This window comes from Brevibacillus panacihumi (genome assembly GCF_003710985.1).
GTDB lineage: Bacteria > Bacillota > Bacilli > Brevibacillales > Brevibacillaceae > Brevibacillus > Brevibacillus panacihumi.
Genome location: NZ_RHHT01000074.1, coordinates 1 through 25,916 on the forward strand (window position 1 = coordinate 1; position 25,916 = coordinate 25,916).

Consider the following 25,916-nt stretch of genomic DNA (forward strand, 5'->3'; position numbering starts at 1 on the left):
AAAACTACTTGACGGTTACAACACCTAGAAAAATCGCTTCAAAACATTCACTCAAGGCTGAGAGAATGGGAGAATTGTTATAAAAATATCCCCTTTTTCTTAAGGTGGTTTTCAAAGCGAGTTCGAACCGAATTTAGGTTGTTTATGAACGAAGAAGAGTTGTCTTTCTTAAAGGAAACAATGAAACTCAATGAGATTAAGGAAGCATATAGCCTTCGTTTTACCGATCTCCAGAAGAAACTGGTCGAGCTCAAGAAAAAGCGTGACGCTATAAAGGAATGGGTAGAGTTATACGATAACGAATTGGAGGAATTAAGAGAACACTGTGTTGTATTGCATGATAAAGAAGAAGATAAATATGAGGTTGCCATCGATAAGGTAAATGAACTTCTGGATAAAAAGATACGTTATGTGGAGTTCTGGCTCGCAGTCCATTATTTTGAATGCAGATGGGCAAATGGGGAAGATGCATTGACCGAAAAACAAGTAGGAACTACATTTCAGAATGTGCTAGAGAAGTTCTATAGCAGGCTTGCAATGATCACTCCTTGTTTGGTGATGACTTTTTTCGTTCTTCCTAAGCAATTTCTAGCGTATGGTGATCAAAGTAAATTTTATCTTTACAACTTCATTGATTTGCTCATTGTGGATGAAGCAGGTCAAGTATCTCCGGAAACAGCAGCTGGGGCCTTTTCACTTGCCAAAAAAGCGATCGTTGTTGGGGATGTTTATCAGATCGAACCTGTCTGGAGTATTAATCGAGCCCTGGATAAGGCGCTAGCACTTTCAGCCGGGGCCATTAAAAATCTGGAGCAATATGAGAAACTCGAAAGCTGTGGACTGCATGGATACGGCTCAAGCGTAATGAAGGTGGCTGCCAAAAGTTGTAAATATAAAAAATATGAGGAAAGAGGATTATTTTTATCAGAGCATCGCCGCTGTTACGACGAAATCATTGACTATTGCAATAAGTTGGTATACAAAGGGAATTTAAAACCAATGCGAGGAAGAGGGCAAACAGATCCAAAGCAAGCCGTTGCGAAATGGCCACAATTAGGGTATCGGCAGATCGATTCAGAGACGTCGAATAGGAAGGGAACAAGTAGATACAATCGTAGAGAGGCGATCCAGATCGCTGAATGGCTGGACGAGCATTTCGCATACATCCTGGATTCCTACCCCAAAGAAGCAGAAAAGAATCTTATCGGGATCATTACTCCATTTAAGGCTCAGGTCAGCTGCATCCAAGCGGAAATTAGAAAGCGGGCCCCTCATCTACGTTCGAAGATAAGTGTTGGTACCGTTCATACATTTCAGGGTGGGGAACGAAATATCATAGTACTATCTACCGTCTACGGAAAACACGAAGGATGTTTTTTTATAGATACGAACAAAAGCTTGATGAATGTTGCTGTGTCCAGGGCAAAAGATCACTTTTTTGTATTCGGTGATATTCAATGCCTGAAAGATACTGCGAGTAGCGCTAGCGGATTGCTAAAGGCAAGCATAATAGAGAACCAAATATAAATATGAACCACCATGTATAAATCACATAACGCCGTCCAACAAGTGGGCGGCGTTACTCATTATTACTTCCCTTGATTAATCTCCCATAAATGCTTTTTCCAATTCTGCAATGTTAAACTTTTTCATCTTCAAAAAGGCCTGCGTAACGCGCTCGCGTTGTTCCGGCGTGCCCATGGCCATCATCTCGTCCATTGCGGCGGGGGAGATCTGCCACGAAACGCCGAATTTGTCCTTCAGCCAGCCGCACTGCTCAGCTTCGGGCGAGGCGGATAAATGTTCCCAGTAGTAGTCGATTTCCTCCTGCGTCTGACAATTGACCAACAGGGAAATCGCCTCGTTGAAATGGAACTTGTGTTCTTGCGCGCTGTCCATTGCTACAAACCAGGTGTTTTCCAGCATGAAGTCGCTGAACATGACCATCCCTTCTTTGTCCAGCTCCATGCCGGGGCCATACCGGAAGAGGGAGCCAGGTTTGGCATTTCGGAAGATGGAAAGGTAGAACTCGCGTGCCTCTTCCGCCTTGCCGCAGTTGTCGCCCGCGAACAAGAGAGAAGGGATAATCGAGGGCCTAGGCTCCCCATCCGAATTCGTCAGAATGAGCTGCCATGTTACACCGTACTTGTCCTGAATCCAGCCATACCGTTCACTGAATGGGTACTTATCAAGCGCCATAAGCGGAGTGCCGCCTTCAGACAACTTGTTCCACGCCTCGTCGAGCTTTTCTCTAGCGTTAACAATCCGGGATGGATCGAAATTAACCATAAACGAGATAGAAGGATTGAATGTAAAGAAAGGCCCCGCAGAGATAGCCATAAACGGATGCCCGCAAACAAGGAATGATACGAGATCGCAATCACCCGAGGGCGTATCGTGCAAGGTCGTCCTGCTTGTGATTTGGGAATCCGGGAAAATGGAGCAATAAAACTCCGTGGCTTCTTTTGCCTCCTTGTCGAACCACAAATGCGGGGTGATGGGTTGCATGAAAATTCCTCCCTTATAGTAATGATCTACATATTGTTTTCGATTCTACCATAAGGAAGGATTTACCGTTTCTTTTCGATTGCTTTTTGATCTCATTTGAGCAAGGTAAGAATGGTCTCTATGGAATGATCCACAAATGAACGATTGGGGCGAGATTTCAGGAGCACAGTTAGACCGATTAACGAAACAACCAGTGTCTGCGCCAATGCTTTGGGATTCATATTGGTTGTAAGTTCTCCTGAATGTATGGCGCGTTCAAGGGCTTCCTGAAAGATAGCGGAAAGATACATCTGATGTTCCCTTGTCAGGATTTCGAATTTTTCATCGTGAGGCGCAAGTTCCACCATCGTATTGATGCAAAAGCATCCTTTATTCGGGCTTTGATTGTATTCATCATTGACCAAGCCCGTAAAAAGTGAGCGAAACGCCTCCTTTACGGATTCGTTGTGTTGGAGCTTATTTCGGATTTGTGAAGCATGCATTTTTGTATATTTGCGAAGTGCGGATTCAAATAATTCTTTCTTGTCTCCAAAGGCGGAGTAAATGCTCGGCCGCTGTATACCCATTCTGGACGTCAAATCACTTAATGATGTCGCCTCATATCCCTTCTCCCAAAAGAGCCGCATGGCTGCATCCAATGCTTGTTCCTCATCGAATTCACGTGGTCGAACCATCATAAATGCCCTCTTTCACAAAACATTTTTGTTCCCTGATTCTTTATTCGGTATTGTTTTTGTAATGATCGGTATGAAAAACATTCTAAGAGCTAAATAAAGCCAAGTCAATGAAAATCATTTCATTGACAGGAAGGGTAAAGGTGAGTTACTTTTTAAACCAGATTAATTTTGTACTGATCAGTATGTTATGTCGGACGTAATTTTAAAAAAGGAGATGTTTGAAAAAATGATGAAGAGGGACGAAGAATTATCTGCCATAGCCGATAACCGTTGGAAAGAGAGTAATGAATCAGCCTTTTCCATGTCTCGCTATATGGCGCTGTTGTTTGCAGTTGCAAGCGGGATGGCGGTAGCCAACATCTATTATTCCCAACCGCTTCTCGATGCCATGGCAAGCGAGTTGGCGATTGACCATTCGACGATCGGGATCATCATTACTGTTACACAGATTTGTTATGCTTTGGGATTGCTCTTGTTGGTCCCGCTCGGTGATTTGCTGAATCAACGAAAACTGATCGTGTGTCAAATGCTGTTATCTGTAGTGGCACTCATTGTGGTGAGCAATGCCCCGAGTATCAAGGTACTGCTTATGGGCATTGCTGCGGTTGGCTTGCTTGCAGTCGTGACACAGACTCTCGTCGCGTTTGCCGCGACGTTGGCTGATCCGACAGAACGCGGACGTGTAATTGGCATCGTCACAAGCGGTATTGTGATCGGGATTCTGCTTGCTCGAGCCGTTGCAGGCATTATTACAGATTTTGCTGGTTGGCGTGCAGTCTATCTTGTCTCGGCAGGGATAACGCTTCTTCTAGCAGGTATCTTATTTCGGACGTTGCCGAATGTAGACCGTGAAAGGACATCATTGTCGTACTGGCAACTGCTTCACTCTGTGATTGTTTTATTAGTACAGGAACGGATACTTCGTGTCCGCGGGATATTGGCTATGCTTATTTTTGCGGCATTCAGCATCCTTTGGACTTCGCTGGTGCTGCCGCTGAGCGCACCGCCGTTATCTCTTTCTCATAGCGAGATTGGGGCATTCGGTCTGGCTGGAGTAGCTGGAGCATTAGCGGCAGCGAAGGCAGGGCGTCTCGCAGATCGTGGCTTGGGACAGCGGACTACCGGCGTTGCGTTAACCTTGCTGCTTCTATCCTGGCTGCCGATCAGTTACGCTGACTATTCTTTGTGGGGATTGATCGTTGGGGTGATTGTTCTGGACTTCGCAGTTCAGGCTGTCCACGTTACGAACCAGAGCATGATTTTACGGAAGCATCCGGAATCTCGCAGTCGTCTTACTGCCAGCTATATGATTTTCTATTCCGTTGGAAGTGCTGCTGGTTCAATCGCTTCAACCACCATTTACGCCTACGCAGGCTGGAACGGAGTATGCTTGCTGGGTGCCTCGGTGAGCGCCTTAGCTTTGCTGTTTTGGGCATTTACCCGTCGTTGAATCTGATGGCCGTGTTTTGGATAAAGTGTAATCTTCACGTCAATTGGTTAGAATACGGTCTGAGCTAATCTCAACAAAAATGGGGTTGAAGACGATGAGTCAATTATCGGAACAACAAATCATTTTACACGGTTTTAACAACTTGACGAAAACCTTGAGCTTCAACATGTTTGATATCTGTTATACGAAAACCCGAAAAGAAAGGGAAGCGTACTTAGTCTATATCGATGAACAGTACAATGCGGATCGCTTAACCCATATCTTAACGAATGTATCCGATATCATTGGAGCGCATGTCATTAATATCGCCAAGCAAGACTACGTACCTCAAGGCGCTAGCGTAACCATGCTGGTATCGGAGGGGCCGATTGACGAGGTTTCTCCAAAAACGATAAATGAATCACTCCCGAATTCTGTCGTCATACAGATGGATAAAAGTCATATCACCGTTCATACGTATCCTGAATATCATCCTGATGACGGAATCTGTACCTTCCGGGCGGATATAGACGTGTCTACATGCGGAGAGATTTCACCGCTAAAAGCACTGGACTATTTAATTAGCTCGTTCGATACCGATATTATGACGATCGATTATCGGGTAAGAGGCTTCACAAGGGCCATCGATGGACGAAAATTGTTTATTGACCATGAAATCAGTTCGATCCAGGACTACATTCCTGATGATGTTCGGGAACAATATGACATGATTGATGTCAACGTATATCAAGAGAACATTTTTCATACGAAATGCAAGTTGCGAGCATTCGATTTGGACAACTATTTATTTGGATATACCACAAAAGAGTTAAGCGGGGAGGAGGAGGAGAGGATCACGGACGCTTTGAAAAGGGAAATGGACGAGATATTTTATGGCAAAAATATAGATGGTGGCCGTTTGGGTAGGGGACAATAAAGGGAGATAGACTGGTTCGTGAAGCCCTTGAGAAATCAGGGGTTTTTTGCTGCACATTTCACATTCCATTAAGGTTGCATAAAAACTGAGTTAAGCTTGCTCGTATACTCTGATGATCATAAGCAATCAAGTCAAAGGAGTGAGCAAAATATGAAGAGATTTGGAAGGTTTGGCTGTTTCAACGTGATTACACTGGTTATAGCTCTGTTAACCGGGTCATCATGTGTGGCTGTCTCCCCACCCCAAGCATCAGCGGCATCCCAGACGGCAGGTCCGCAGGATCTAAAAGAAGTGGAGCAGTTCGCAGATGATTTTTTTAACAGGCCGGTAATAAAGGAAAATATGGCCGGAGCTGCATTTGCTGTGGTGAAAGGCGATAAAGTGCTCGTAAACAAAGGATATGGCTATGCGGATGTGAAGAAAAAACTGCCGGTCGACCCTGATCGGACGGTGTTCCGTGTCGCCTCTATTTCCAAAATCATCACCGCTACGGCAGTCATGCAACTAGCAGAGCAAGGGAAGATCGATTTGAACGAAGATTTGTCAGCATACTTGGGGGATGCCCGTATTCCGAATCAGACGGACGCACCACTTGCGATGAAACATCTTTTGACGAACTCCACCGGATTTGATTACGGAGATACACCCGAATCTACTACGACAGACCTGGCACGTGATGCTTCTTTGAAGCAATACGTCTTGGACAATTTGCCTACTGTGATTCGAAAGCCGGGAGAGTATTACCGATATGACAACCTGGGGTTTACGATTCAAGGATATGTCATTGAAGAAGTGACAGGCAAATCATTCGACGCATATGTGCAGGATCACATCTTTAAGCCGTTGGGCATGGCAAACAGCGAATTCCGACTCACCCCGCAGATGGTGAAGCAGTTGGCCGTCCCCTACAACCTGATCGACGAAGTGATTCCTACCTATGCGACCGTTCCGACAGAACTACCGGGCGGCGGAATGCTCTCCACCAGTTCTGACATGGCAAAATTTATGATAGCTCATCTCAATGGCGGAAAGCTGGGGAATGCAGCGATTCTGAAACAAGAAACGGTGGCAGACATGCATGCGCCCAAGCTTGCCATCCATACGAAGCTGCCGAACATGGCCTATGGCTTTGAATACTCCAACCAGCAAAATTACAAGGGACGCTATATAATAGAAAAAGCGGGTGATTTGGAAGGGTTTCATTCTGGCATGTGGCTGATTCCGGATGAAAAGGTCGGCGTGTTTGTCACGGTAAATAAAGATTTTGAGATTCGCCAGCCGTTGTTTGAAGCGTTTATGGATCATTACTATCCAGGCGAGGATGGACCAAAGGAACCTACTGGGTCTTCGAAACAGTCTTTGGCAAAGTTTGAAGGGATCTACAGCGACTTGCGGAATCGGATGTGGACGAGCCGCATTCACGCGGAAGGCGGCAAGCTCATTGTGAAAGATCCGCTTGGAGAGCATGTGCTGCATGAAATCGAGCCGCTGTTGTTTCAAGATGAGCAAGGGGCAAAAGCCGCTTTCAAATTGAACGAAACCGGCAATGTGGCAGCCTTTTATTACGATCTGAAATCAGACAGCTGGGGCCTAAAAATGCCTGAGCCGCAGCGTTATCAGGACGTTGGTCTCGCTGAAACGGCTGTTTTTCCGTCATTATGCTGTGATTTGCGCACTGTTGCTAAGCGCAATTGCTTTGTCTCTCGTTGGGGCCGACATACTGATGAATCGTTATTTTGACAAGTCGCCGGATTTAACCGAAATAACAGGGACGGATCTATACGAATACCCGTTTGAGAGCATGAATAATCAGCTGTTGGAAGAGTACGGCGGTTGGTTCGAGGTTGTCAATAAATCGGGTGAAGTGATATTTGTCAAAGGCCATAAAGAAGATGAGATCGTCAAGTATACCAAGGAGCAGCTCTATGCCAAATTGGATATCACGAGAAATGATGATTCTACTTTGTATCATGCCTATCCTGTAGAGGCACCGGACGGCAACGGGTATCTGCTGCTCTGGAAAAATCCCGAACGGCCGGAAGATATTACGTTGTTTCTCGCAATTTTTGCCGCATTGTTTGTTGTTTTTTTGTTTATCGCCCTCTATATTTATGCCCAATATTCAGTCAAGCAAGTAAAGCGGCCGCTGCAGCAAATCGTGGAAGGGATCAGAGAGATGGAACGCTTCAATTACAAGCAGCGGCTTCATGTCTCTGATGAAAAAGAGCTTGCGGAAATTCAAGAAGCTTTTAACGAAATGGCGGAGCGTTTGCAGCGCACATCTGCCGAAAAGGAAGCGGCGGAGACTAACAAAAGAAACATGCTGTTGCATTTGTCTCATGATTTGAAAACGCCGATTACTTCTGTTTTGGGATATTCTCAGCTCTTGCTGGAGAATCCTGGTGTGGAGCAGAGTCAGAAATACATCCAATACATTCACGACAAATCGTCGTATATGGCCCATTTGATTCAAGATTTGTTTGAGTTGGCGAAGCTGGATGACCAGCATCTAAAGCTGAGCCGGGAAAAAGTGAATATCACAAAGTGGTTTCAACAGCTTGTGGCAGAATTTTATCCTGAAGTGGAGGATAAAGGCTTTCGTCTGGAAGCGCAAATTTCAGAAGAACCGCTGTTTGTGAAGCTGGACAACAGGCATATGAACCGTGTCGTTGCGAATTTGATTGGCAATGCGCTGAAGTTCAATCCGGCAGGGACGGTGCTGTATGCTTCGTGTGAGAAAAAGGACGGAAATGCTGTGTTATGGATTGGGGACAATGGGATTGGCGTTCAGGATCAAATCCGGGAACACGTTTTTGAAGATTTTATACGAGGAACAAGCTCAGTAAAAGACAGCACTGGATTAGGTCTCGCCATTTGCAAGAAAATCATTACCTTGCATCAAGGTACGATTGAACTTGTAACGGATGATCGGTATACCACCCTTTTTAGGATCAGCTTGCCTTGTACGGATGAATAGGGGGCAGCGGTTCGGCCCCCTCCGTTTCAATAAATCGTAATCTTCTCCTCCCAGTCTGTCTTGTAATTAATACATCCACCCGAGCGAGTCCTTGTTGGCATGCTTGAGAAGGAATATTCGCTTGCTTTGCTTGAAGCCGAACGAAAATGGGAATATAGCCGAGAAAAAAGATGGGGAGTGGAATTGGATCCTCTCTTTTCAATCACATGGTTAAGTCTGAGTTTTTTCTGGCGAAGTGATTGCTGAAACCCTTGGGAAATCAAGGGTTTCTTTTTTTGTGCAAAAGAATCTCCGTATAATTCTGTAATGCAGAGGAAAACTGAAGACTAAAATCCAAGGTGGTCCCGAGCATGAAGTGGGTTCTGAAATCAAAACATAAGAATGAGGAAGAAAGAACGATTGCGTTGGAGCTACAAGATGAAGATGGCACTTTTGATGCGAATGTGAGATGGGACGGGTGTATGGAAATACACATACGATCAAAAACCGAAGAAGATAACGTATTGATCGATACCATACATACTTGTGATTTAGAGGGACTCATAACCAAATTGCAGGGATTGCAACAAGCTTGTTTCGATCATTTTGAGGAGTGGGCAAAGAATAAAAGCTGACAGTAAAGACCAAAAAAAACCAAGTCCTGAATCTCAGGAACTTGGTTTTACCTTTTTACGCTATTATGTAAGGCGCTTTTGTATGTTGTTTTTTGGACCCGCGATAAGCCAGCTCTCTATACTTATGAGTATTCTCAAAAGGAAAGAGGGCGTATCATGATCGTAAATCAGACGGAAAGGGAAGAGGAGCGTATTTGGCGAATCTGATGTCCAGGCTGCGAGAAGCGCTTCGCAAGATAGACACTACGCTCGATTCAGCACATCATGAAATTATCGATGCCAAAACATATCTCTGGGAGAACAGGTCTGAGCTTGACCCGGCTGAGACAGCAGCAAACAAAGTGGACATCATGCTCAGGATTGATCAAGGGGAGAAGGCGGTCGAGAAAAGAAGAAAACTTCAAAAGCTAGTGGAATCCCCGTACTTTGGAAGAGTGGATTTGGTCGCTGATAGACAAAGTAGACGCGATAGTCATTATATAGGGGTACATGCTTTTTGCGAGGATGACAGCCAAAAGAATCTTATCTATGATTGGCGTTCCCCTGTAGCGAGCATCTTTGATCTTATACTGCCTCTTCAAACAGATTTCTCCTTCAATCCGCCCTGCAGGTGAGGAATAGGAAGCTTTGCCTACCTCAAAATCATATGATTGAAAGCTCGATGAACATCAATGACGAGGTCCTCCAAAAAGAGCTCAGTCAGACATCGAACGAGAAGATGAAAAATATCGTCGCTACCATTCAAAAGGAACAAAACGCCATTATTCGAAATGAGCATTCTCATGAGCTGATCATTCAAGGGGTTGCGGGATCGGGTAAAACCTCTGTCGCGCTTCACCGGGTAGCCTTTTTATTGTACAGAAATAAAGGTACATTAACTTACCAGAATATATGGATCATCTCCCCGAATAAAGTGTTTTCCGACTATATTTCCAACATCTTGCCTGAGCTGGGCGAAGAAAAGATTATGGAGATTGGTATCGAAGAAATTGCGGCCAAGGAACTGAAAGGTGTAAGCAAATTTCTGTCCTTTAGCCAGCAGGTGTCAGAGCTGGCAGCTTCAGACGACCCATCGCTAATCGAGTGTATCCAATGGAAATCGGGTATAGAGATGGTAGAACGATTGGACCGATTTTTGGCTGATTTGAGCGAATCTTACTTTGTCCCGGTAGATCTAACATTCGATGGCGTGCATATCGCAAAAGAGGAGATCTTGCAGGCTTATCAAAAAGCGGTGAATCTGCCCATCAGGAAAAGACTCGAGAAAGCAGCGTCGGTTCTGGCGGTAAACACAAGGGATGAACATGGAGACAGATTGACGGCAGCCACAGCAAAAAAAGTGAAACGGCTATCAAAAAGATGTTTTGCTGGTGATCTACAAGGATTTCTATGAAACGATGGGAAGACCTGAATTGTTCCAGTATAAAAAAACAAAGCCGCTGGAGTTTTCCGATGTTTTTCCTCTGGTTTATCTAAAAATTCATGTGGACGGAACAACGGGTTTTGATGAAGTGAAGCATGTATTGGTGGACGAAATGCAGGACTATACACCCGTACAATATAACCCTCCGATCCTGACTATTAAAAGTAAAGAAACAGAATTATTTCAGAAAATAAAAAAATTCGTCCCGTAAATTCTGTACAGGACGAACCTTTATTTTATTTTGAATCTCACTTTAGTTCGTGGAACATTTCTCTCTGAAACAAGATTTTTCAGGGAGTGACACCAGAATTATTTTAAAATGATTTTTTCGTATTCACCCGACGGACTTTCCAGATTTTGTACTTCACCGCTTTTCTCTGGTGTATAGGAGAGCTTAAACTCAGGGATTAAATATTCAGCATTTTTCAAGTCATCGATGGTACCGGTTGAAAAGTCTGGATTAAAACTCAATATTGCATCAAACCTTTCGCTTGTTTCACTTGGTCTTTTGCTTGTTAAATTAAAAAGGTATGTCATCCCTTCCTGATCGATTAAGAGAATATCATACACTAAATTTGCGTTGAAAGCGTATGATTCAAATCGTGCTGTCACTGGGTTAATGATAAATTCTTCAAGGGTAATCTCAAAATCACCAATACTAAATGTTTGGTTTAACGCAACTTGATTTGTGTTCTGCGCAAGTAATGATTTAGATGCTGTAAATTCGTATACTGCATTCATCTTATTTCTTAACTCTGTACCTTCTTTAAAATAAGATAGCTCAGTGAAGGCAAGTCTAATATTCAAATTTCCTTCAGGAATGGCATCTTCTAATCGTTCAGTCATAACCAGAGAGTAAACATTATTTACTTCATCAATCAAACCAAGTTGTCCTGAACCACCGCCTGTGTATGTTTTTCCGTTAATTTTAAGTGGCTTTGAGTATAAACCGTTCACTTTAATATCATCATGTGCATCAATTAACACATTGTACGTCACGAATTGGTCATCTATGACGATGTCAGTGAGCTTAAGATCCGCATTTTCAAACCTGATTACTTGATTTACTTCTGTCGCATATTCTGTTGCATTTGGAGAAATGATGTTGGATAAATTATAGCTGAAATCATCTAAAAATGTTGAAACCCTTGCTTGAATATCATCATTCAGTGCAGCAGATGTCATGAATAATAAGATTGCCGCGGCTGTGACAAATAAAGATTTACGGGCTTTTTTCGGCTTTTTCTTCATCCTATTATTTGATTTAAACTGCTGAAAATAAGCGTTCACTTCATCATTACTAAGTGCCTCGCCTTCATAATCTTCTTCAATATTAATACGGTTTAGGTGCTTATATATTTTGTTCATTTTTATACCTCCTTAACCTTTTCTTTGCTTTTGAAATTCGGTTATATACATTGTTTCTATTCGTCTGCATGATTTGAGCCGCCTCTTCGGCTGAATAGCCTTCCACATAAATAAGCGTCAGCAATTGCTGGTCCTTTTCATTTAAGTTTTTAATCAAATCCGCCCACTCACTTTGCCATAATGTTTCATGCTTATCTTCATAAACAACTTGATGCGCTTCATCAAATGTTGTGTTATCTCGTTCTTTTGCATGTTTGCGTAATAAATCAATGGCTTTAAAGCGAGTGACAGTTAACATCCAGTTTTTGAAAGAGGATTGTGCATGATCAAAGTCTTCAATATTATGCCAAACCGCTAACAAAGCATCATTCATGCACTCGTCAACATGACTATCTAAATCATATAAATGCCTACGTGCAACGCTTTTCATTATGCCTCCATATGTTTGAAGCAAGAGCTTTATACCAGCTTCATCTTTTTTCTTGATCAACTTAATCATCCGTTTATCATTAAGTTCCAACATATACCCTCCTTTCTAAGTGGGTTCACCTATATATTCGTAAAAAATGTTGGAAATCTATCATACTTAATGAATTATTGTTTCTCACAGCTGACTGTTAAGTAACTTTCTAAGTAAAGGATACACTTTGAGGCATTGAATAGGGAATTCGAAGCAAGTAACTGGGGATCAATACAGGTAAATCTTAGGCTAAAAGCAATCCACGGCCCCGCTGTTTTGTCCCGTTTATTCAAATGCAAGAAGACCATTCTCGGGGACAACAATCAATCCGTGAATCCTTACTCATCCTCTTGGATCAGAGAGATAAAAAAGGTTTTTCCAGAAGCGGATACCGTTGAATTGTTAAAGAGCTACCGTTCGACCATTGAAATTATCGAGTTTGCTCAGAAAATAAACCGGAACAGTCGAATCATCCCGATTGAACGTCATGGCCCGTGCCCTAAGATCAAAAAAGCGAATAAGAGAAGCGATGAGATCGCACAGATCAAGAAAATCATCGCGAGGTTCAAGGGATCGGAGAATCGTACGTTAGGCATCGTCTGCAAAACGCAACCCCAGGCGGAAACACTGTATCAAGAGATCGTGACTAGCAGCAAAGCAGTCCATTTATTAGATTTCAGCAGTGCCCAGTTCCATGAGGGGATAATTGTCACTTCGCCCCATTTGGCAAAAGGCCTAGAATTTGATCAAGTCATCGTGCCCTTCGTCGACGCGGAGAACTATAAAACAGACATGGACCGAAGCTTGCTGTATATCGCCTGCACCAGGGCAATGCATAGACTCACCCTTACATATTCAGGTGAAGCGTCTCCGTTTTTGTTACAAGTAGAGGAATCGCATCCGAACAAATAGATGGAAAAATCAGAATAATGTTAACCGGAATACATCCAGACAGAGGTATTTTTGATAGATTGATTCCATCAGATCGACAAGCTGGTGCTGCTGAAGTGAACGATTCGGAAGCGCCGGATAAAAGATGGGGAGGCGTTGTTCATGGGTATGCGGATAAAACAAATTGATCCGAAAAAGACGGCAATTCTTGTCATTGATATGCAAAACGACTTTATTGCACAAGGTGCGCCGCTTGAGACACCGATGGGACGCCGCATCCTGCCGACCTTGCAGCGCCTACTGGCCTTTGCCCGGGAAAAAGGGATGTCGGTGATCTATACGGCGCATGTTCACCGCGAGGATGGTTCGGATCTTGGCCGGTTTGGCGATATTTATCCCTCGATTGCTGAAGGGGCCGCTCTCATAGATGAAACACCTGGTACAGACATGTACCCGGATGTGGCTCCTCTGCCGCATGAGCCGGTCATAAAAAAGCACCGCTACAGCGCGTTCTTCGGTACAGATCTGGACATCATTCTGAGAAGCAAAGGGATTGAGACGGTAGTCATAACAGGAGTAACCACGGAAAACTGCTGCCATGCCGCCGCCCGCGATGCGATGTACCTGGGGTATCGGGTCGCGTTTCTCTCTGATGCGACCGGAACGTATGACTATCCGGATACAGGGTTTGGTCCAGTCCCAGCAGAAGAAGTACACCGGGTCACGCTTGCGCTGCTGAATGTATCAACGGCTCACGTTATGACTACGGAGGATTTTATGAAGCTTGTTTAGTCGCTTCACTCCCCACGTATTGCTTCATTACAAGCTATAAAAAGAGTGGGAGAATACAACAAAATAGAATGCGACTAAGGGGAAGGGGAAATCCTTCCCCTTAGTCATTGGTGCTAACGAGGCAGAGAGTGGGCGGAAATTTTCCTCTCGACCGGAAAATTTCCCCTATTTATCAACTTATTATGGTCTGACCATTATCGCAGAGGGAGTTCTCCTCCTGACAGTCACTGCCTTACCTATACTTCTCGATTCCCAAGAATGTTTCGTACTCATGGATTTTTAACATACTTTCCTGGAAGCTTTCTGTCGACCCTGTTTCCTTTAGCGTCCTCATCAAATCCATCATTGTTTTTGCATAGTAAAACGTAGAGGACAGGGGATAAGCCAACAATTTAAATCCTAGATCCTGAAATTGCTGAATGGTCAGATTGGGGATTTTCGTGTGCTCCACATAGTTGAACATCAATGGCGCATCGATTTTCCGGGCGACTTCTTTCATCTCATCCACCGATTCCAGCATCTCAATGAGTATGAGGTCTGCTCCGGCAGCAGCATAAGCTTTTCCCCGTTCAATGGCTTCCGCCAATCCTTTTGTTCCTCTGGCATCGCTTCGCCCGATGATCAGGAAGTTTTCATCCTTGCGTGCCCGAACCGCTGCTTGAATCTTATCGACATGCTCCTCAATGGAGATGAGCTCGATCCCGCTCATGGCGCCGCATTTTTTCGGAGTTACCTGGTCTTCCAGGTGAATCGCCGAAACGCCGCTGGCCTCATACTCCTCAACCGTACGAGTGACATTATTGCGGTTCCCATATCCCGTATCAGCATCGGAAATCACCGGGATATCCACGGCAGAAACTATTCCTCTCGCCCTGGAAACCATCTCCGTCATGGTGAGGAAACCCAAATCCGGTTTTCCGATCGCACTGGCGGAAGTCCCGTTCCCTGTCATATAAACCGCATCAAACCCGGCACTTTCAATCACTTTGGCTCCCAATGCATCATGGCAGCCCGGTGCGACGACGATTCCCTCTCTTTGAAGCAATTGCTTTAAAGGTACTCTTTTGCCCATTTGTGATCACCCTTTGCTTAGATGTAAGAAACGCTAGCTCATGACCAAACCGCCGCAAATATTAATGGACTGTCCGGTGATATACTCTGCTTCCGAAGAACTCAGATAGGCTACCAGTCCGGAAATTTCGTCCAATTCAGCCAATCTGCCCAAAGGAATCAGGCCGGTAATATTTTCAATGGCTTTCCCGATCGGCTGGTTGTAGATTCGGGCACGATCACTGTCGATCTGATCCCACATCGCCGTGTGCACAACTCCCGGGCAGATTGCGTTAACCGATATTTTCGAAGCTGCAAAGTTTGCTGCGGCCGTTTTGGTAATACTCAGAACCGCTGCTTTGGATGCCCCATAGACAGAGAGGTCAGGCTTTGTAGGCTGCTTTCCTGCGATCGAGGCGAAATTGATGATTCTTCCGCCCCCTGTTGCCATCATCTGTCTAGCAGCTTGTTGTACGCAGAAGAATAGAGCTTTGGCATTGACGTCCATGACGAAATCCCAATCGCTTCCTGTTATTTCCATAAACTCCTTTGTCAACGCTACTCCTGCTGCGTGCACGGCAATATCGATTTTTCCAAAATCTTTGGCGATCGTTTCGTATAAGGGGGCAATCGCTTCTGTATGTTTCAAATCTAGCCCATACCCTTTGCTATCCCTTCCCAGATCCTTGATTTCATTTGCCGTTTGCATGACTTTCTCTTCATTGCGATCGACGACTGCAACATTTGCTCCTTCTTTTGCGAGCCTAAGAGCAATCTCCTTGCCGATCCCTTGAGCCGCTCCTGTTACTACCGCAGTTTTACCTGATAGTTTCGTCATTTTTTTCACCTTTGTCTTATTATTTTGCTGCGCCGACTACTTGAAAAAACTCGTTAACGATCTCTTGATCAAGCTCTTGCGTATGCTTTTCGATCACTGGCTTGATAATCTCTATGGCTTTCGCTTTTTCTTCTTCGCTAAATTCATTTACTTCCATCCCTGCATTTTTCAAGTTCGTAATGGATTGTTGAGCCTGTTCACGGACATTTTTCTTCTCATTTGCTCCAGCTTGAACGGCCGCATCCTGGATGATTTTTTTCTCTTCATCAGACAGTTGATCCCAGAATTTTTTACTCATTAGAAGAGCGATAGGAGAGTAGATGTGGTTTGTCAGCGACAGGTATTTTTGTACTTCGTTGTACTTGTTGTCTTCAATCGCTCCGACAGGATTTTCTTGCCCGTCAATTGCCCCGCTTTCAAGCCCCGAAAAGACCTCACTGTATGCCATTGGAGTAGCATTGGCGCCTAGAGCGTTAAAAACATCAATATGAATGTTGTTTTGCTGGGTACGAATTTTAAGCCCTGCAAAATCTTCCACTTTCGCAACCGGTCTTTTTTTGTTGGTCAGGTTTCGGAAGCCGTACTCCCAATAAGTAAGACCGATCAAACCGTGGTCCGGCAGTTTGTCCAATAGTTTTTGTCCAACGGGACTGGAAAGAACTTTATCCGCTTGTTCCGCATTGCTAATGGTAAAAGGCAAATCGAAAATCCCAAAATCTTTTACTGTCCCGACCAATGGAGCCGTTGTCGGAGTAGACATTTCCAGAGTGCCGGCTTTCAGGGCGTCGATCATTTGTTTGTCATCACCCAACTGACTGCTGGGGAAGGTTTGCACCTTGATTTTTCCACCGCTTTTTTCCTCGACGATTTTTTTGAATTCAACCATGGCCTGTCCTACAGGGGAATTCTCTGTAGCTCCGGATCCGATTTTGATCGTCCGTTGACTGATTCCATCTGCGGCGGGTTGCGCTGATTGCGGTTGTTCTGTAGATGTTGTTGTTCCCCCACACGCTGCCAGACTCAATACCAAACTGCTTGTCAAAAGAGCACTCATCGTTTTTTTCATGAACTTTTTCATGGTTACCATCCCCTTATTTAGTCTTGATTTGCTGCTTTCATTTTCTGCAAGATCGCGTCTCGGTCAAAGTTGTAGCGTTCATGCGCAAGGTGTGGACGGAGATTTGTCTTCTCCATGACTTGCCGATTCGCCAGGTATTTCGGATATTCCCCATATACGAGCACATCTACAACCCCCAAGGCTGTTTTGGATCGGACTTCCACAGCCGCCTCCTCCGAGTACCAAGCGGAGTGTGGCGTCAAGACGACATTGTTCATGGAAAGGAAAGGGTGATTGGATGCAATCGGTTCTTGATCCACCACATCCAGCCCGGCTCCCGCGACAATTCCAGCTTTCAATGCTTCAATGAATGCCGCTTCATCTATCACGGGACCTCGTGAAGTATTGATGATCGATACTCCTTTTTTCATTAGTTGAAATTGTTCTTTTCCAATCATCCCCTTTGTGGAGGGGAGAAGGGGGGCATGAACAGAGATAAAGTCTGATTTTCGGCAAAGTTCATTCAAAGATACCAAAGCGACATTTCGATTTTTCGCCACCTCCTCGGGAATATACGGGTCGTAAGCGATTACTTTTAGCCCTAAAGGCACGACCTTTTCCGCCAATCTTTGTGCTATATTTCCAAATCCGACCAAGCCCAGCGTTAAGCCAGTCAGTCGGAAAATGGGCTGAAGGGGTTTGAAATCCCACTTTCCTTGTTTGACATCCTGGTTCGCGAATGTGATTTTACGCGCTACATCCATGAGCAGCGCCAAAGCATGGTTGGATACTTCATCGATTCCATAATCGGGCGCATTCGCAACACAAATTCCCTTTTCAGTAGCTGCATCCAGGTCAATGGTGTTTAATCCAATCCCGTAACGAGTAATGACTTTGCATTTCTCTAAAGATTCAATTACTTTTCGTGTGATGGGGGCATACTGATTAATAATCGCATCGGCCCCTTGGCAAGCTTTGATGACTTCTTCTTCTGTGCGGCATTGAAAAGCTGCCATTTCTACGTCTGGATGCTGCAAGACCTGCTCTTCATAACGAAGATCCGCAAATTCCCAATCTGTGATCACGACTTTATATGTAGCCATTTTTTATCTCCTTTTGATTGATTAGCGACTTAAAAACGCAATCGGTGCTGTAATGATGGCTGGGAACAGAATTAATACCAAGAGAATAATCAGGTGGACGATTAAGTATGGCCATACCCCTTTCATAATTCCCTGCATATCTGTTTTTCCTACGCTGCAAGCCACATTCAAGACCGTTCCCACCGGAGGAGTCAACAATCCAATGCAGTTCGTGAAGATAAACAAAATGCCGAAATAGACAGGATCGATTCCAGCTTGCAGAACGATCGGCATTAATACAGGAGTGAGGATTAAAAGCGTCGGTGTTAAATCCATCGCGGTACCGATGAGAAGCACTAACGCCATAATGACCAAAAGCAGCAGGGTCGGATGCTCCATGAAAGGACTAAGCAGATTCACGAGATCTGCTGGAATATTGGCAATCGTGATGAGCCAAGCGGACACCATTGCCGCAGCGGCTAGAAACATAACGGTGCTCGTGGTTTTCGCCGATGTAACCAGCACCTCTACTAAAGCCGATATGGTCAACTCCCTGTAGATGACAAAACCTACGAACAGGGCATAGAAAACAGCAACAACGGCGGCTTCAGTCGGAGTGAAAATACCACCTCGCATCCCGACGATAATAATCACAGGCAACAGAAGCGCCCAAAAAGCTTGCAGGGTTGTCTTCAAGATCTCCTTCATTGATTTTCGAGGCAGAACTTCTACCTTGGTCTTTCTGCTGAGTATCCACCAGGCGATCGCGATCCCCACGCCCATCAACAATCCGGGTACTATACCACCCATAAATAATTTGGTAATGGAAACGTTTGCCGTTACGCCAAATATAATCATCGGGATGCTAGGGGGAATGACAGGTGCGATAATGCCGCTGCCTGCTATGAGACCGCTGGCAGAATTTTTATTGTAGCCCGCTTTTACCATCATCGGGATCAAAATGGCGCCCAATGCGGCGGTATCCGCGACAGCCGAACCGGAAAGGCCTGCAAATAAAACGCTGCCAATAACGGCTACATATCCCAGTCCTCCGCGAAGATGCCCGACGAGTGCCAATGCGAAGGCGACAATTCGATTGGAGATACCGCCTCGATTCATCAATTCTCCAGCCAAAATGAAGAAGGGGATGGCCATCAGCGGAAAGTTATCTCCACCGCTGATCAGGTTTTGGGCAATAATCTGCGTATCAAAAACATCGAGATAGAACATCAAGGCGATTCCGCTAAGCAGGAGAGCGTAGGCAATCGGCACACCAATCGCCATCGCTGCGAGCAGGGAGCCAACGAAAATGGTTAAGGTCATTTCCCCTCCTCCTTCGGTAACGGTTCTGTCATCTCCTCAGAATCTATCGTCATGATTAAACTGTCGGTTTCTTTTTTTACGATCACTTTATACAGATTTCTGAAAATGACCATTCCCATCCCGATACTTGCGATGATGCCAATGCCATAAAAATAGGAGTAGGGCAAGCCTGTTGCAGGTGCGACTGAATCGACGCTGAGCAGGGTTAATTTCCAGCTTCCGTTCAATAGCAGGATCAGACTGTACAGGATTAATAGGTTACAAATGACATAGAGAATTTTTTTGAATTTTGGGGATGCTTTCTTTACGAACATATCGACACCCAAATGCTCATTGTCTTTCAACCCGAGAATGGCTCCCAAAAAGATCATCCATACAAACAGGAACCTCGCCATTTCTTCGGACCAAGTAATTCCGGAGTTGAACATATAACGCAACACAACATTTCCAAATACGAGGATACACATCAACGCCAGGAGAAGGGATATCAATAGAACGGATAGTCGATTCACGAAATGAATGAATTTCTGCATGACAGCACTCCTCACTATTTTGGGATCAGGACAAAGAGTAAGCGATTTCAAAATACGAAATGAATGCAATTCTCCTTTCTTAGTATATTCTTATGGTCAGACCAATTCGTAGAAACAACATCGAACCTATCTTATCTAGTTAATTAATGATGGTCAGACCAATGTGAAGAAAAAAACTACTAAATTTGATAGAGTCAGTATATGGTAGAGTTTTTCATTAGTCAATACCTTTAGATATTTCTAACAATTTTAGTCTGCCTCAAAACAGCATGCTTCCATTCAAGCATTCCGGGTCGTTTCGTTAGTCATTTTCTTTTTTATTTGATAAAATTTATTTAGCCATTTTCGGGAGGAGAATCCATGGTGAAGAACACCAATAAGCATATTAAATCCATTCCTAGAATGTTTGAGCAGGTTACGCAACAAATCATCGATCATATCGACAGCACCCCGTTGGAACCCGGACAAAAACTGCCAACGGAAAGACAGCTTAGTGAACTATTGCAAGTAAGCCGTTCTTCAGTACGGGAAGGTATCAAGGTCTTGGAGCTATTGCGCTTTCTCGACTCCAAACAAGGGGAAGGGACCTTTGTCGCCAGCTCGCCGCCTTATATGATTCCGAGTCGTGTAATCAACAAAACAATTCCCATGCCAGAGCTGGAGCATTATTTTGAGGTTGCTCTCATGTGTGCAAAAACGATCATCCTTTCTTTTCTGAAATCAGAGGAACCCTTGCCGGATCAACAGGAACGTGATTCGTTTTGGGAAAACTTTTATCAGGTGGTTTCCTCATTCGGAAAAAGGCTTCCAAACCCTTATTTTCATTCTCTTTGGGAAGAATCCTATCAACTCTTGACGGCAAATCAATACTTTGAAAGGAAACAACAGCCTTTTGAGTGGAGTGAGCTGGATACAGCAATTCAAAAAAGAGATTTACAAAAAATTTTTTATTTGCTAGATTTAGTGGGAATCAGTGGATCATAATCGTATCTGATAGATGTTTTTTCTCAGACCTAAATTGGTCTAACCATAAGAAAACCATACGACTAAACACTTTTAATAATAGATATACTTTGACTTGAACATTGGTCAGACCACCATATTTGTAAAGGAGTTGATTCTATGGCTTTAAAGCCAATCAAAAAGAAACGATTATTTGAAGAGATTATATTTGCTATTGAACAATATATTCAGGAAGAAAATATCCAACCTGGAGGAAGACTCCCGTCAGAAAATGAATTGTCTTCTATTTTTAATGTAAGTAAAACCGCTGTAAGAGAAGCGATGAGCGTCTTGAGTGCCAACGGAATTATTGAAACCCGTCCAGGATCAGGAATTTTTCTAAAAGATATCCATGGCGATTCGATCATCCTGCGTGTTACTTCCAACTTGATGGAAAAAAGAGAGCTAAACGAAGTCCTTGAATTTCGGCGAGGATTTGAAGTAGAGGCAGCAGGTTTGGCTGCTGAAAAAGGGACGAAAAAGGATCTATTAAAAATCAAGGAGTGCAATGAGGATCTATTGAAAGCGGTCCAAAATGGCTCCACTGGACTGGAAGAGGATTATTTGTTCCATTACTCGATTATTTTAGCTTCACAGAACTCAATCTATATAGACTTTTTCAAAGCCGTTTCAACAAAAATCAAAGAAGTCATTCGAATTAGCAAAATGCATTCCATGAAAGAACCGAACCGCTTTATGCAAGCCTATGATGAGCATCAGACGATTTTGGAAGCCATCTTGCAGAGAGATTCGGAAGCTGCCTCGAAAAGCATGAGGGAGCATTTGCTTTGGAATGAGAGAAAAATATGGGAAATTTTTGAATCAACGAAAAACGCATAATGCAGCTTGCTTCGCATATCAAATACGTGAAAACGCTTGGTTTCCCGAGCGTTTTGTTTTTTTATGAGGCTAAATATAAGGTTCGTTTGAGAAAATCGCTGCTCAACTGCCGGCTGAAATTGAGTGGAGTGATCAGACGGTTCGCACCTTTTTGAACAGGCTGCTGAAAAAAAGGCGATCAGATTTGAGAAGGCGGGAAGAAGCTACCTGTACTACCCTGCGGTTTCGGAAACAGAATGCATCAAAGCGGAAAGCAGATCCTTTTTATCCAGAGTGTTTGGCGGAGCGGCAAAGCTGATGGTAACCAATCTCAAAATCTTTTATCGTAGCCTATGAAAGGACCAACCAGACAGGAGACAAGAAACAAAGCTTCTATGTTGATCAAAGGAAAGACACCAGCATCTATGAAGAGATCAGGAAGACGGGCACCTATCGTTACGAGATCCTCAGACCTGACTATAACATCGTCAAAACAACTCCTTTGCAAATAGAGGGGAAGGAAGTATTCAAAACGGCCAAATATAAAAGAGATGGACGATTTAGCTCGCCAGATGAGGATGACAATATCAGTTATTTTTGGGTAGAGAACGATCTCTGCTACAAGGTGACGTTTTTAGAAGACATTCCGCAGCAGCAAGAGATTGTCGGGGAATTGATAAAAGCAAAGCCGATCGAACAGATGCCTTGAACACGTGGATGTCTATACAGGAAACGGCAGAAACGCCGTTTTTTTGTATACATTTGTAAGGCTTAGTGAGAAGATTTACAGAGGATGGAAAACGAGGAGGATGATGATGAAGATAGCAAAACGGTGTTCCTATAGCCGTCGTGAGCAACAACGAAATCCTGATAGAGGATGTCCAGTCAGCATTGGATCTTATGGCAACGGTACATTATGAGGCTGACTGCGATCGGATCATCATAAACAAATCCCTGATCAGCGAGCGCTTCTTCGATTTGAAAACACGTCTGGCAGGCGAGATCCTTCAGAAGTTCATCAATTATCGCGTGAAGCTTGCCATTGTCGGAGACTTCTCTGTGTATTCCAGTCAAAGCCTAAAGGATTTCATCTATGAGTCGAATAAAGGCAACGCGATTTTTTTCTTGCCGACGGAACAACAAGCCATTGAGAAGTTAAGCTTATAGCATCAACGCCTGCCTATATGACAGACCAGCCCCCAAGCTGCGGCTTTCAGGAGACCTAAGTCTACGGTCCCTTCAAGGCTATGCAGATTGGGGGCTGGATTCTAGGCCAATACGTGTACAGGATGCAGATAGAGGCCGTTTGTTATCCTACAAAGGATACAACTTTCTAAAAATTGAAAAAATATATTGACTCATGGATTCTTCGTTCCATACAATGTATACACAACACATAATGCACAACACATCATACAGAACTTGATGGCATCCCAACTCTCCGTACAACGAGGTGGTGATTTTCGGGTTCAATGAAATCGTGCAGGGAAATGGGGGGACTGAGCTTTTCCAAAGGAAGCGAGTAGAGAGGTAAAATCCAAGAGAAAGGGTTTGATTGCGATGAGAGTATGTTCATTCCTCTTATTCATCGTTTTGCTGATGAGCTCGGTATTTACCGGAAGTGCGCTGGCAAAAGATAAGGCCAAGCAAGCGGCTGATTTGATCTTTGAAAATGGTAGCGTTTACACGGTTGACAAGGATCGCAGCATAGCTGAAGCGGTTGCGGTCAAGGATGGCAAGATTCTCTACGTCGGTGACAGCAAAGGAGCCGCCGCTTTCAAAGGTTCCAACACCAGAGTGATTGATCTGAAGGGAAAAATGCTTTTGCCCGGATTTATCGACAGCCATGCCCATGCTTACCTGATGGCGGAAAGTCTTTTTTGGTTGGATATTACGAATTATTCGACCTTGGATGAATACAAACAGGCCATCAAGGATTACCTGAAGGAGCATCCCGATAGTAAGCAACTGCGTGGCGTAGGCTGGAAACGAGATTTGATCGAATCCAGCGGGCTCGCTCCTAATGAATGGCTCGACCAGGTTGTCCCTGATATACCTGCTGTCTTTATCTCGAGCAGCCATCACGATTTATGGGTGAACTCAAAGGCCCTTGCGAATGCAGGGATAGACAAAAACACCCCTGATCCAAAAGGAGGAATGATTGAACGCGATCCGAAAACAGGAGAGCCGACAGGAATTTTACAAGAATTTTCCGCCCATAACCTTGTGATTAACGCTCTTCCCCAATCGGACTTTACGGTGCAGGAATATAAAGAGACGATTTTGGCGTGGCAGGAATTTTCAGCTAAAAATGGTGTTACCGGCGTATTCGTGCCTATTCACTACCCAACCGAAAACCTGTTGAAAGCATTTGAAGAAATGGACAATGCAGGCAAATTGACTATGCGATACGATTTAGCATTGTGGGCTGATGAAAATAGAGGGACAGAGCAGATCAGTATGTTTAAGGAACTGCGCGACAAATATCAAGGAGAGCTTTACAAGGTAGATTCCGTTAAAATATTTGCGGACGGTGTCGGCGACGATCTGTTGGTTTGGGATCAGGATGTATTAGAGGAAACTGTGGCTGCCTTAGATAAAGAAGGGTTCCGCGTCTATGTCCATGCGATTGGCATTCAAGGATTTTACCCTAGTGGCAATGCTTTAGACGCTTTTGAATATGCTGTTAAAGTAAATGGAAGAAGAGATTCCCGGCATGCCATTACTCATATAAGCTGGGTTCGGGAAGATGATGTTGCCCGGTTTAAGGATCTGGGAGTAATTCCTGTTCCACAGCCTGCCTGGTTTGCCAGCAGGAAGAGTGATTATGATTTAAGTGAGGAAAATTTGAAGGATCTTCGTCGGATGAACAGCTATTTTGAAGCTGGAATACCGGTTGCTTCATCAAGTGATTATCCTTCAACAGCTCAATTTCTTAGCGACTTCATACCTTTTACAGGGCTCGAGGTAGGGGTAACCAGATTAGATCGGGACAAAGCCGTCGAAGCCGATCTGGACAAGGCAGCATGGCCGAAGGAAAGAGCTTCTCTCGAGGATATGATTGCCAGCTATACAATCAACGGAGCCCATTTGATTTTCGCGGAGGATGAAAGAGGTTCTATAGAGGTAGGCAAAAAAGCGGACCTGGTGGTTGTGGATAAAAATCTTTTCGAGCTTCCCGTAACGGAGATTAATCAAGCGAAGGTCTTGTTGACTTTGTTTGAGGGCAAGGAAGTATTCCGTGATCTTACGTTTATTGACGTATCCTATCTGCAAACACTTGTCGAGCAATTCGAAAAGGCTGGGGAATTTTCCAACCATGGGGCGGCCCGTTCCTTGCAAGCCCATTTGGACACAGCGGCCCGTTTTGAACAACAGGTGGCATCCGAACAGGTTGTGAAGCACATGCAAAGCTTTAACCAGTTGCTCGATGATCATAAAAAGGCGGGGGCAGTATCCGAGGATGCGTATCAATCCCTGAAAACCCATGCTGAAGCTTTGCTGAAGAAGTGGCAGGAGAACATGAAGTAAAACGAAAAGATCCCCCCTCTATTCTTCTTAAAAAGATAAAGGGGGGACTTGTCCCGCGGATTATCCAAAAATTTTCTTCAATCGTCCTGCAAGAGGGATGACAATGATAGCGGCGATTACGATCTGAAGAACGTTTCCTGGGATGGAGCCGAATGGCTGTATCCAGTTGCCGTAGAGGATGACTTCGACAAAGTAGTAGCCCACGACTTTGATAACCAGTGCTACTGCAACTGCCAGCGTGTATACAAGTGCTCTCTTGCCTGGCATCGATTCAGAAATGAGACCGGCTGCATAGCCCATTGCCCCTACGATGACAAAAGTAAACGGAGCCCATGCCATCCAACCGGAGATCACATCGAATAAGCCCATTCCGAAGGCGCCTGCTACGGCTCCCGTTCTTCTGCCGAAAACAAAGGCAGCTATCAAAAGAGGCACGTTGCCCAGATGAATGAGGCCTCCATTTCCCATGATCGGCAGCCTTAGGTTGACGAACATGGTAGCAGCAAGGGTAAAAGCGATGAAAAGTGCATTGATGACCAATGTTTGTGTTTTCGTTCTGTTTCTTGGTGAAAATGAATCCATGATGACAGCCTCTTTCTTTTTTA

26 protein-coding genes and 1 pseudogene are annotated in these 25,916 nt (G+C 44.3%); 16 read left to right on the plus strand and 11 right to left on the minus strand.

Annotated features, from left to right (window positions below):
- Nucleotides 1-144: 144 nt before the first annotated feature.
- Nucleotides 145-1,527 (plus strand): DEAD/DEAH box helicase, encoded by a 1,383-nt coding sequence (locus EDM58_RS23885; protein ID WP_246001023.1) that lies wholly within the window; start codon nucleotides 145-147, stop codon nucleotides 1,525-1,527.
- A 75-nt stretch (nucleotides 1,528-1,602) separates the two neighbouring features.
- Here the strand turns inward: EDM58_RS23885 and EDM58_RS23890 are convergent, their stop codons facing one another.
- Nucleotides 1,603-2,508: a VOC family protein gene (locus EDM58_RS23890; protein WP_122915553.1), complete on the minus strand. Its 906-nt coding sequence runs from the start codon at nucleotides 2,506-2,508 to the stop codon at nucleotides 1,603-1,605.
- A gap of 92 nt (nucleotides 2,509-2,600) precedes the next feature.
- Nucleotides 2,601-3,182 (minus strand): TetR/AcrR family transcriptional regulator, encoded by a 582-nt coding sequence (locus EDM58_RS23895; RefSeq protein ID WP_122915616.1) that lies wholly within the window; start codon nucleotides 3,180-3,182, stop codon nucleotides 2,601-2,603.
- A 304-nt stretch (nucleotides 3,183-3,486) separates the two neighbouring features.
- Here EDM58_RS23895 and EDM58_RS23900 point away from each other — a divergent pair, with 304 nt between their 5' ends.
- From EDM58_RS23900 to EDM58_RS25950, 8 genes are all read left to right on the plus strand, one after another.
- Nucleotides 3,487-4,635, plus strand: coding sequence for an MFS transporter (locus tag EDM58_RS23900; RefSeq protein ID WP_246001031.1), 1,149 nt, complete (start codon nucleotides 3,487-3,489; stop codon nucleotides 4,633-4,635).
- Between the two features lie 94 nt (nucleotides 4,636-4,729).
- The gene (gene speD, locus EDM58_RS23905; protein WP_122915555.1) at nucleotides 4,730-5,551 is read left to right on the plus strand and encodes an adenosylmethionine decarboxylase; all 822 of its coding nucleotides are present in this window, start codon (nucleotides 4,730-4,732) and stop codon (nucleotides 5,549-5,551) included.
- Between the two features lie 150 nt (nucleotides 5,552-5,701).
- Nucleotides 5,702-7,291, plus strand: coding sequence for a serine hydrolase domain-containing protein (locus EDM58_RS23910; protein ID WP_122915556.1), 1,590 nt, complete (start codon nucleotides 5,702-5,704; stop codon nucleotides 7,289-7,291).
- Nucleotides 7,275-8,528: a HAMP domain-containing sensor histidine kinase gene (locus tag EDM58_RS23915; protein ID WP_122915557.1), complete on the plus strand. Its 1,254-nt coding sequence runs from the start codon at nucleotides 7,275-7,277 to the stop codon at nucleotides 8,526-8,528. Before EDM58_RS23910 ends, EDM58_RS23915 begins: the two co-directional genes overlap by 17 nt.
- A 350-nt stretch (nucleotides 8,529-8,878) precedes the next feature.
- Entirely contained in the window at nucleotides 8,879-9,142 is a 264-nt protein-coding gene (locus EDM58_RS23920; RefSeq protein WP_122915558.1) for a hypothetical protein, read from the plus strand.
- Between the two features lie 194 nt (nucleotides 9,143-9,336).
- Nucleotides 9,337-9,756, plus strand: coding sequence for a hypothetical protein (locus EDM58_RS25940; RefSeq protein WP_183187611.1), 420 nt, complete (start codon nucleotides 9,337-9,339; stop codon nucleotides 9,754-9,756).
- Nucleotides 9,757-9,860: 104 nt separating this feature from the next.
- Nucleotides 9,861-10,535, plus strand: a complete 675-nt coding sequence (locus EDM58_RS25945) for a helicase domain-containing protein (RefSeq protein WP_183187612.1) — start codon at nucleotides 9,861-9,863, stop codon at nucleotides 10,533-10,535.
- Nucleotides 10,513-10,776: a hypothetical protein gene (locus EDM58_RS25950; RefSeq protein WP_183187613.1), complete on the plus strand. Its 264-nt coding sequence runs from the start codon at nucleotides 10,513-10,515 to the stop codon at nucleotides 10,774-10,776. The genes EDM58_RS25945 and EDM58_RS25950 overlap by 23 nt, the downstream gene beginning before the upstream one ends.
- A 98-nt stretch (nucleotides 10,777-10,874) precedes the next feature.
- On the opposite strand, the gene EDM58_RS23930 is transcribed toward EDM58_RS25950, so the two are convergent.
- Both EDM58_RS23930 and EDM58_RS23935 read right to left on the minus strand, forming a co-directional pair.
- A complete protein-coding gene (locus EDM58_RS23930; RefSeq protein WP_122915559.1) occupies nucleotides 10,875-11,933 on the minus strand; it encodes a hypothetical protein in 1,059 nt (352 codons plus the stop codon).
- Complete coding sequence (locus EDM58_RS23935; protein ID WP_183187614.1) at nucleotides 11,917-12,453, minus strand: sigma-70 family RNA polymerase sigma factor; 537 nt, start codon at nucleotides 12,451-12,453, stop codon at nucleotides 11,917-11,919. The genes EDM58_RS23930 and EDM58_RS23935 overlap by 17 nt, the downstream gene beginning before the upstream one ends.
- Before the next feature lie 135 nt (nucleotides 12,454-12,588).
- Between EDM58_RS23935 and EDM58_RS23940 the strand changes: the two genes are divergently transcribed.
- Together EDM58_RS23940 and EDM58_RS23945 are read left to right on the plus strand one after the other, a co-directional pair.
- Nucleotides 12,589-13,305, plus strand: coding sequence for a 3'-5' exonuclease (locus EDM58_RS23940; protein WP_246001025.1), 717 nt, complete (start codon nucleotides 12,589-12,591; stop codon nucleotides 13,303-13,305).
- Between the two features lie 141 nt (nucleotides 13,306-13,446).
- Nucleotides 13,447-14,076 carry a cysteine hydrolase family protein gene (locus tag EDM58_RS23945; RefSeq protein ID WP_122915561.1) on the plus strand — a complete coding sequence of 210 codons (630 nt, stop codon included), beginning with the start codon at nucleotides 13,447-13,449 and terminating at the stop codon, nucleotides 14,074-14,076.
- A gap of 232 nt (nucleotides 14,077-14,308) precedes the next feature.
- Here the strand turns inward: EDM58_RS23945 and EDM58_RS23950 are convergent, their stop codons facing one another.
- From EDM58_RS23950 to EDM58_RS23975, 6 genes are read right to left on the minus strand one after another with little or no spacing between them, the layout of a single operon-like run.
- A complete protein-coding gene (locus EDM58_RS23950; protein ID WP_122915562.1) occupies nucleotides 14,309-15,148 on the minus strand; it encodes an isocitrate lyase/PEP mutase family protein in 840 nt (279 codons plus the stop codon).
- Between the two features lie 33 nt (nucleotides 15,149-15,181).
- On the minus strand, nucleotides 15,182-15,964 hold the full coding sequence (locus EDM58_RS23955; protein WP_122915563.1) for an SDR family NAD(P)-dependent oxidoreductase: 783 nt from the start codon (nucleotides 15,962-15,964) through the stop codon (nucleotides 15,182-15,184).
- Nucleotides 15,965-15,983: 19 nt separating this feature from the next.
- Entirely contained in the window at nucleotides 15,984-17,030 is a 1,047-nt protein-coding gene (locus EDM58_RS23960; RefSeq protein ID WP_246001026.1) for a TRAP transporter substrate-binding protein, read from the minus strand.
- A gap of 29 nt (nucleotides 17,031-17,059) precedes the next feature.
- Nucleotides 17,060-18,124, minus strand: a complete 1,065-nt coding sequence (locus EDM58_RS23965) for a C-terminal binding protein (RefSeq protein ID WP_122915565.1) — start codon at nucleotides 18,122-18,124, stop codon at nucleotides 17,060-17,062.
- Between the two features lie 21 nt (nucleotides 18,125-18,145).
- Nucleotides 18,146-19,426: a TRAP transporter large permease gene (locus EDM58_RS23970; RefSeq protein ID WP_122915566.1), complete on the minus strand. Its 1,281-nt coding sequence runs from the start codon at nucleotides 19,424-19,426 to the stop codon at nucleotides 18,146-18,148.
- Nucleotides 19,423-19,959, minus strand: coding sequence for a TRAP transporter small permease (locus EDM58_RS23975; protein ID WP_122915567.1), 537 nt, complete (start codon nucleotides 19,957-19,959; stop codon nucleotides 19,423-19,425). Before EDM58_RS23975 ends, EDM58_RS23970 begins: the two co-directional genes overlap by 4 nt.
- A 360-nt stretch (nucleotides 19,960-20,319) precedes the next feature.
- Between EDM58_RS23975 and EDM58_RS23980 the strand changes: the two genes are divergently transcribed.
- From EDM58_RS23980 to EDM58_RS24005, 5 genes and pseudogenes are all read left to right on the plus strand, one after another.
- A complete protein-coding gene (locus tag EDM58_RS23980) occupies nucleotides 20,320-20,943 on the plus strand; it encodes a FadR/GntR family transcriptional regulator (protein WP_122915568.1) in 624 nt (207 codons plus the stop codon).
- A 138-nt stretch (nucleotides 20,944-21,081) separates the two neighbouring features.
- Entirely contained in the window at nucleotides 21,082-21,801 is a 720-nt protein-coding gene (locus EDM58_RS23985; protein ID WP_122915569.1) for a FadR/GntR family transcriptional regulator, read from the plus strand.
- A gap of 94 nt (nucleotides 21,802-21,895) precedes the next feature.
- A pseudogene (locus EDM58_RS23990) lies at nucleotides 21,896-22,137 on the plus strand (BlaI/MecI/CopY family transcriptional regulator).
- Nucleotides 22,138-22,620: 483 nt separating this feature from the next.
- Complete coding sequence (locus EDM58_RS24000; RefSeq protein WP_122915571.1) at nucleotides 22,621-22,947, plus strand: DUF4180 domain-containing protein; 327 nt, start codon at nucleotides 22,621-22,623, stop codon at nucleotides 22,945-22,947.
- Between the two features lie 393 nt (nucleotides 22,948-23,340).
- Entirely contained in the window at nucleotides 23,341-25,311 is a 1,971-nt protein-coding gene (locus EDM58_RS24005; protein WP_246001032.1) for an amidohydrolase, read from the plus strand.
- Between the two features lie 60 nt (nucleotides 25,312-25,371).
- Here the strand turns inward: EDM58_RS24005 and EDM58_RS24010 are convergent, their stop codons facing one another.
- Nucleotides 25,372-25,893 carry an ECF transporter S component gene (locus EDM58_RS24010; RefSeq protein ID WP_122915573.1) on the minus strand — a complete coding sequence of 174 codons (522 nt, stop codon included), beginning with the start codon at nucleotides 25,891-25,893 and terminating at the stop codon, nucleotides 25,372-25,374.
- Nucleotides 25,894-25,916: the final 23 nt, after the last annotated feature.

Excerpts from the sequence above, each read along its gene's own strand:
- EDM58_RS23885 (WP_246001023.1), top strand. The coding sequence starts at position 145 with ATGAACGAAGAAGAGTTGTCTTTCTTAAAGGAAACAATGAAACTCAAT.
- EDM58_RS23890 (WP_122915553.1), bottom strand. The coding sequence starts at position 2,508 with ATGCAACCCATCACCCCGCATTTGTGGTTCGACAAGGAGGCAAAAGAA.
- EDM58_RS23895 (WP_122915616.1), bottom strand. The coding sequence starts at position 3,182 with ATGGTTCGACCACGTGAATTCGATGAGGAACAAGCATTGGATGCAGCC.
- EDM58_RS23900 (WP_246001031.1), top strand. The coding sequence starts at position 3,487 with ATGTCTCGCTATATGGCGCTGTTGTTTGCAGTTGCAAGCGGGATGGCG.
- speD (WP_122915555.1), top strand. The coding sequence starts at position 4,730 with ATGAGTCAATTATCGGAACAACAAATCATTTTACACGGTTTTAACAAC.
- EDM58_RS23910 (WP_122915556.1), top strand. The coding sequence starts at position 5,702 with ATGAAGAGATTTGGAAGGTTTGGCTGTTTCAACGTGATTACACTGGTT.
- EDM58_RS23915 (WP_122915557.1), top strand. The coding sequence starts at position 7,275 with ATGAATCGTTATTTTGACAAGTCGCCGGATTTAACCGAAATAACAGGG.
- EDM58_RS23920 (WP_122915558.1), top strand. The coding sequence starts at position 8,879 with ATGAAGTGGGTTCTGAAATCAAAACATAAGAATGAGGAAGAAAGAACG.
- EDM58_RS25945 (WP_183187612.1), top strand. The coding sequence starts at position 9,861 with ATGAAAAATATCGTCGCTACCATTCAAAAGGAACAAAACGCCATTATT.
- EDM58_RS23930 (WP_122915559.1), bottom strand. The coding sequence starts at position 11,933 with ATGAACAAAATATATAAGCACCTAAACCGTATTAATATTGAAGAAGAT.
- EDM58_RS23945 (WP_122915561.1), top strand. The coding sequence starts at position 13,447 with ATGGGTATGCGGATAAAACAAATTGATCCGAAAAAGACGGCAATTCTT.
- EDM58_RS23950 (WP_122915562.1), bottom strand. The coding sequence starts at position 15,148 with ATGGGCAAAAGAGTACCTTTAAAGCAATTGCTTCAAAGAGAGGGAATC.
- EDM58_RS23955 (WP_122915563.1), bottom strand. The coding sequence starts at position 15,964 with ATGACGAAACTATCAGGTAAAACTGCGGTAGTAACAGGAGCGGCTCAA.
- EDM58_RS23960 (WP_246001026.1), bottom strand. The coding sequence starts at position 17,030 with ATGAAAAAAACGATGAGTGCTCTTTTGACAAGCAGTTTGGTATTGAGT.
- EDM58_RS23965 (WP_122915565.1), bottom strand. The coding sequence starts at position 18,124 with ATGGCTACATATAAAGTCGTGATCACAGATTGGGAATTTGCGGATCTT.
- EDM58_RS23970 (WP_122915566.1), bottom strand. The coding sequence starts at position 19,426 with ATGACCTTAACCATTTTCGTTGGCTCCCTGCTCGCAGCGATGGCGATT.
- EDM58_RS23975 (WP_122915567.1), bottom strand. The coding sequence starts at position 19,959 with ATGCAGAAATTCATTCATTTCGTGAATCGACTATCCGTTCTATTGATA.
- EDM58_RS23980 (WP_122915568.1), top strand. The coding sequence starts at position 20,320 with ATGGTGAAGAACACCAATAAGCATATTAAATCCATTCCTAGAATGTTT.
- EDM58_RS23985 (WP_122915569.1), top strand. The coding sequence starts at position 21,082 with ATGGCTTTAAAGCCAATCAAAAAGAAACGATTATTTGAAGAGATTATA.
- EDM58_RS24005 (WP_246001032.1), top strand. The coding sequence starts at position 23,341 with ATGAGAGTATGTTCATTCCTCTTATTCATCGTTTTGCTGATGAGCTCG.
- EDM58_RS24010 (WP_122915573.1), bottom strand. The coding sequence starts at position 25,893 with ATGGATTCATTTTCACCAAGAAACAGAACGAAAACACAAACATTGGTC.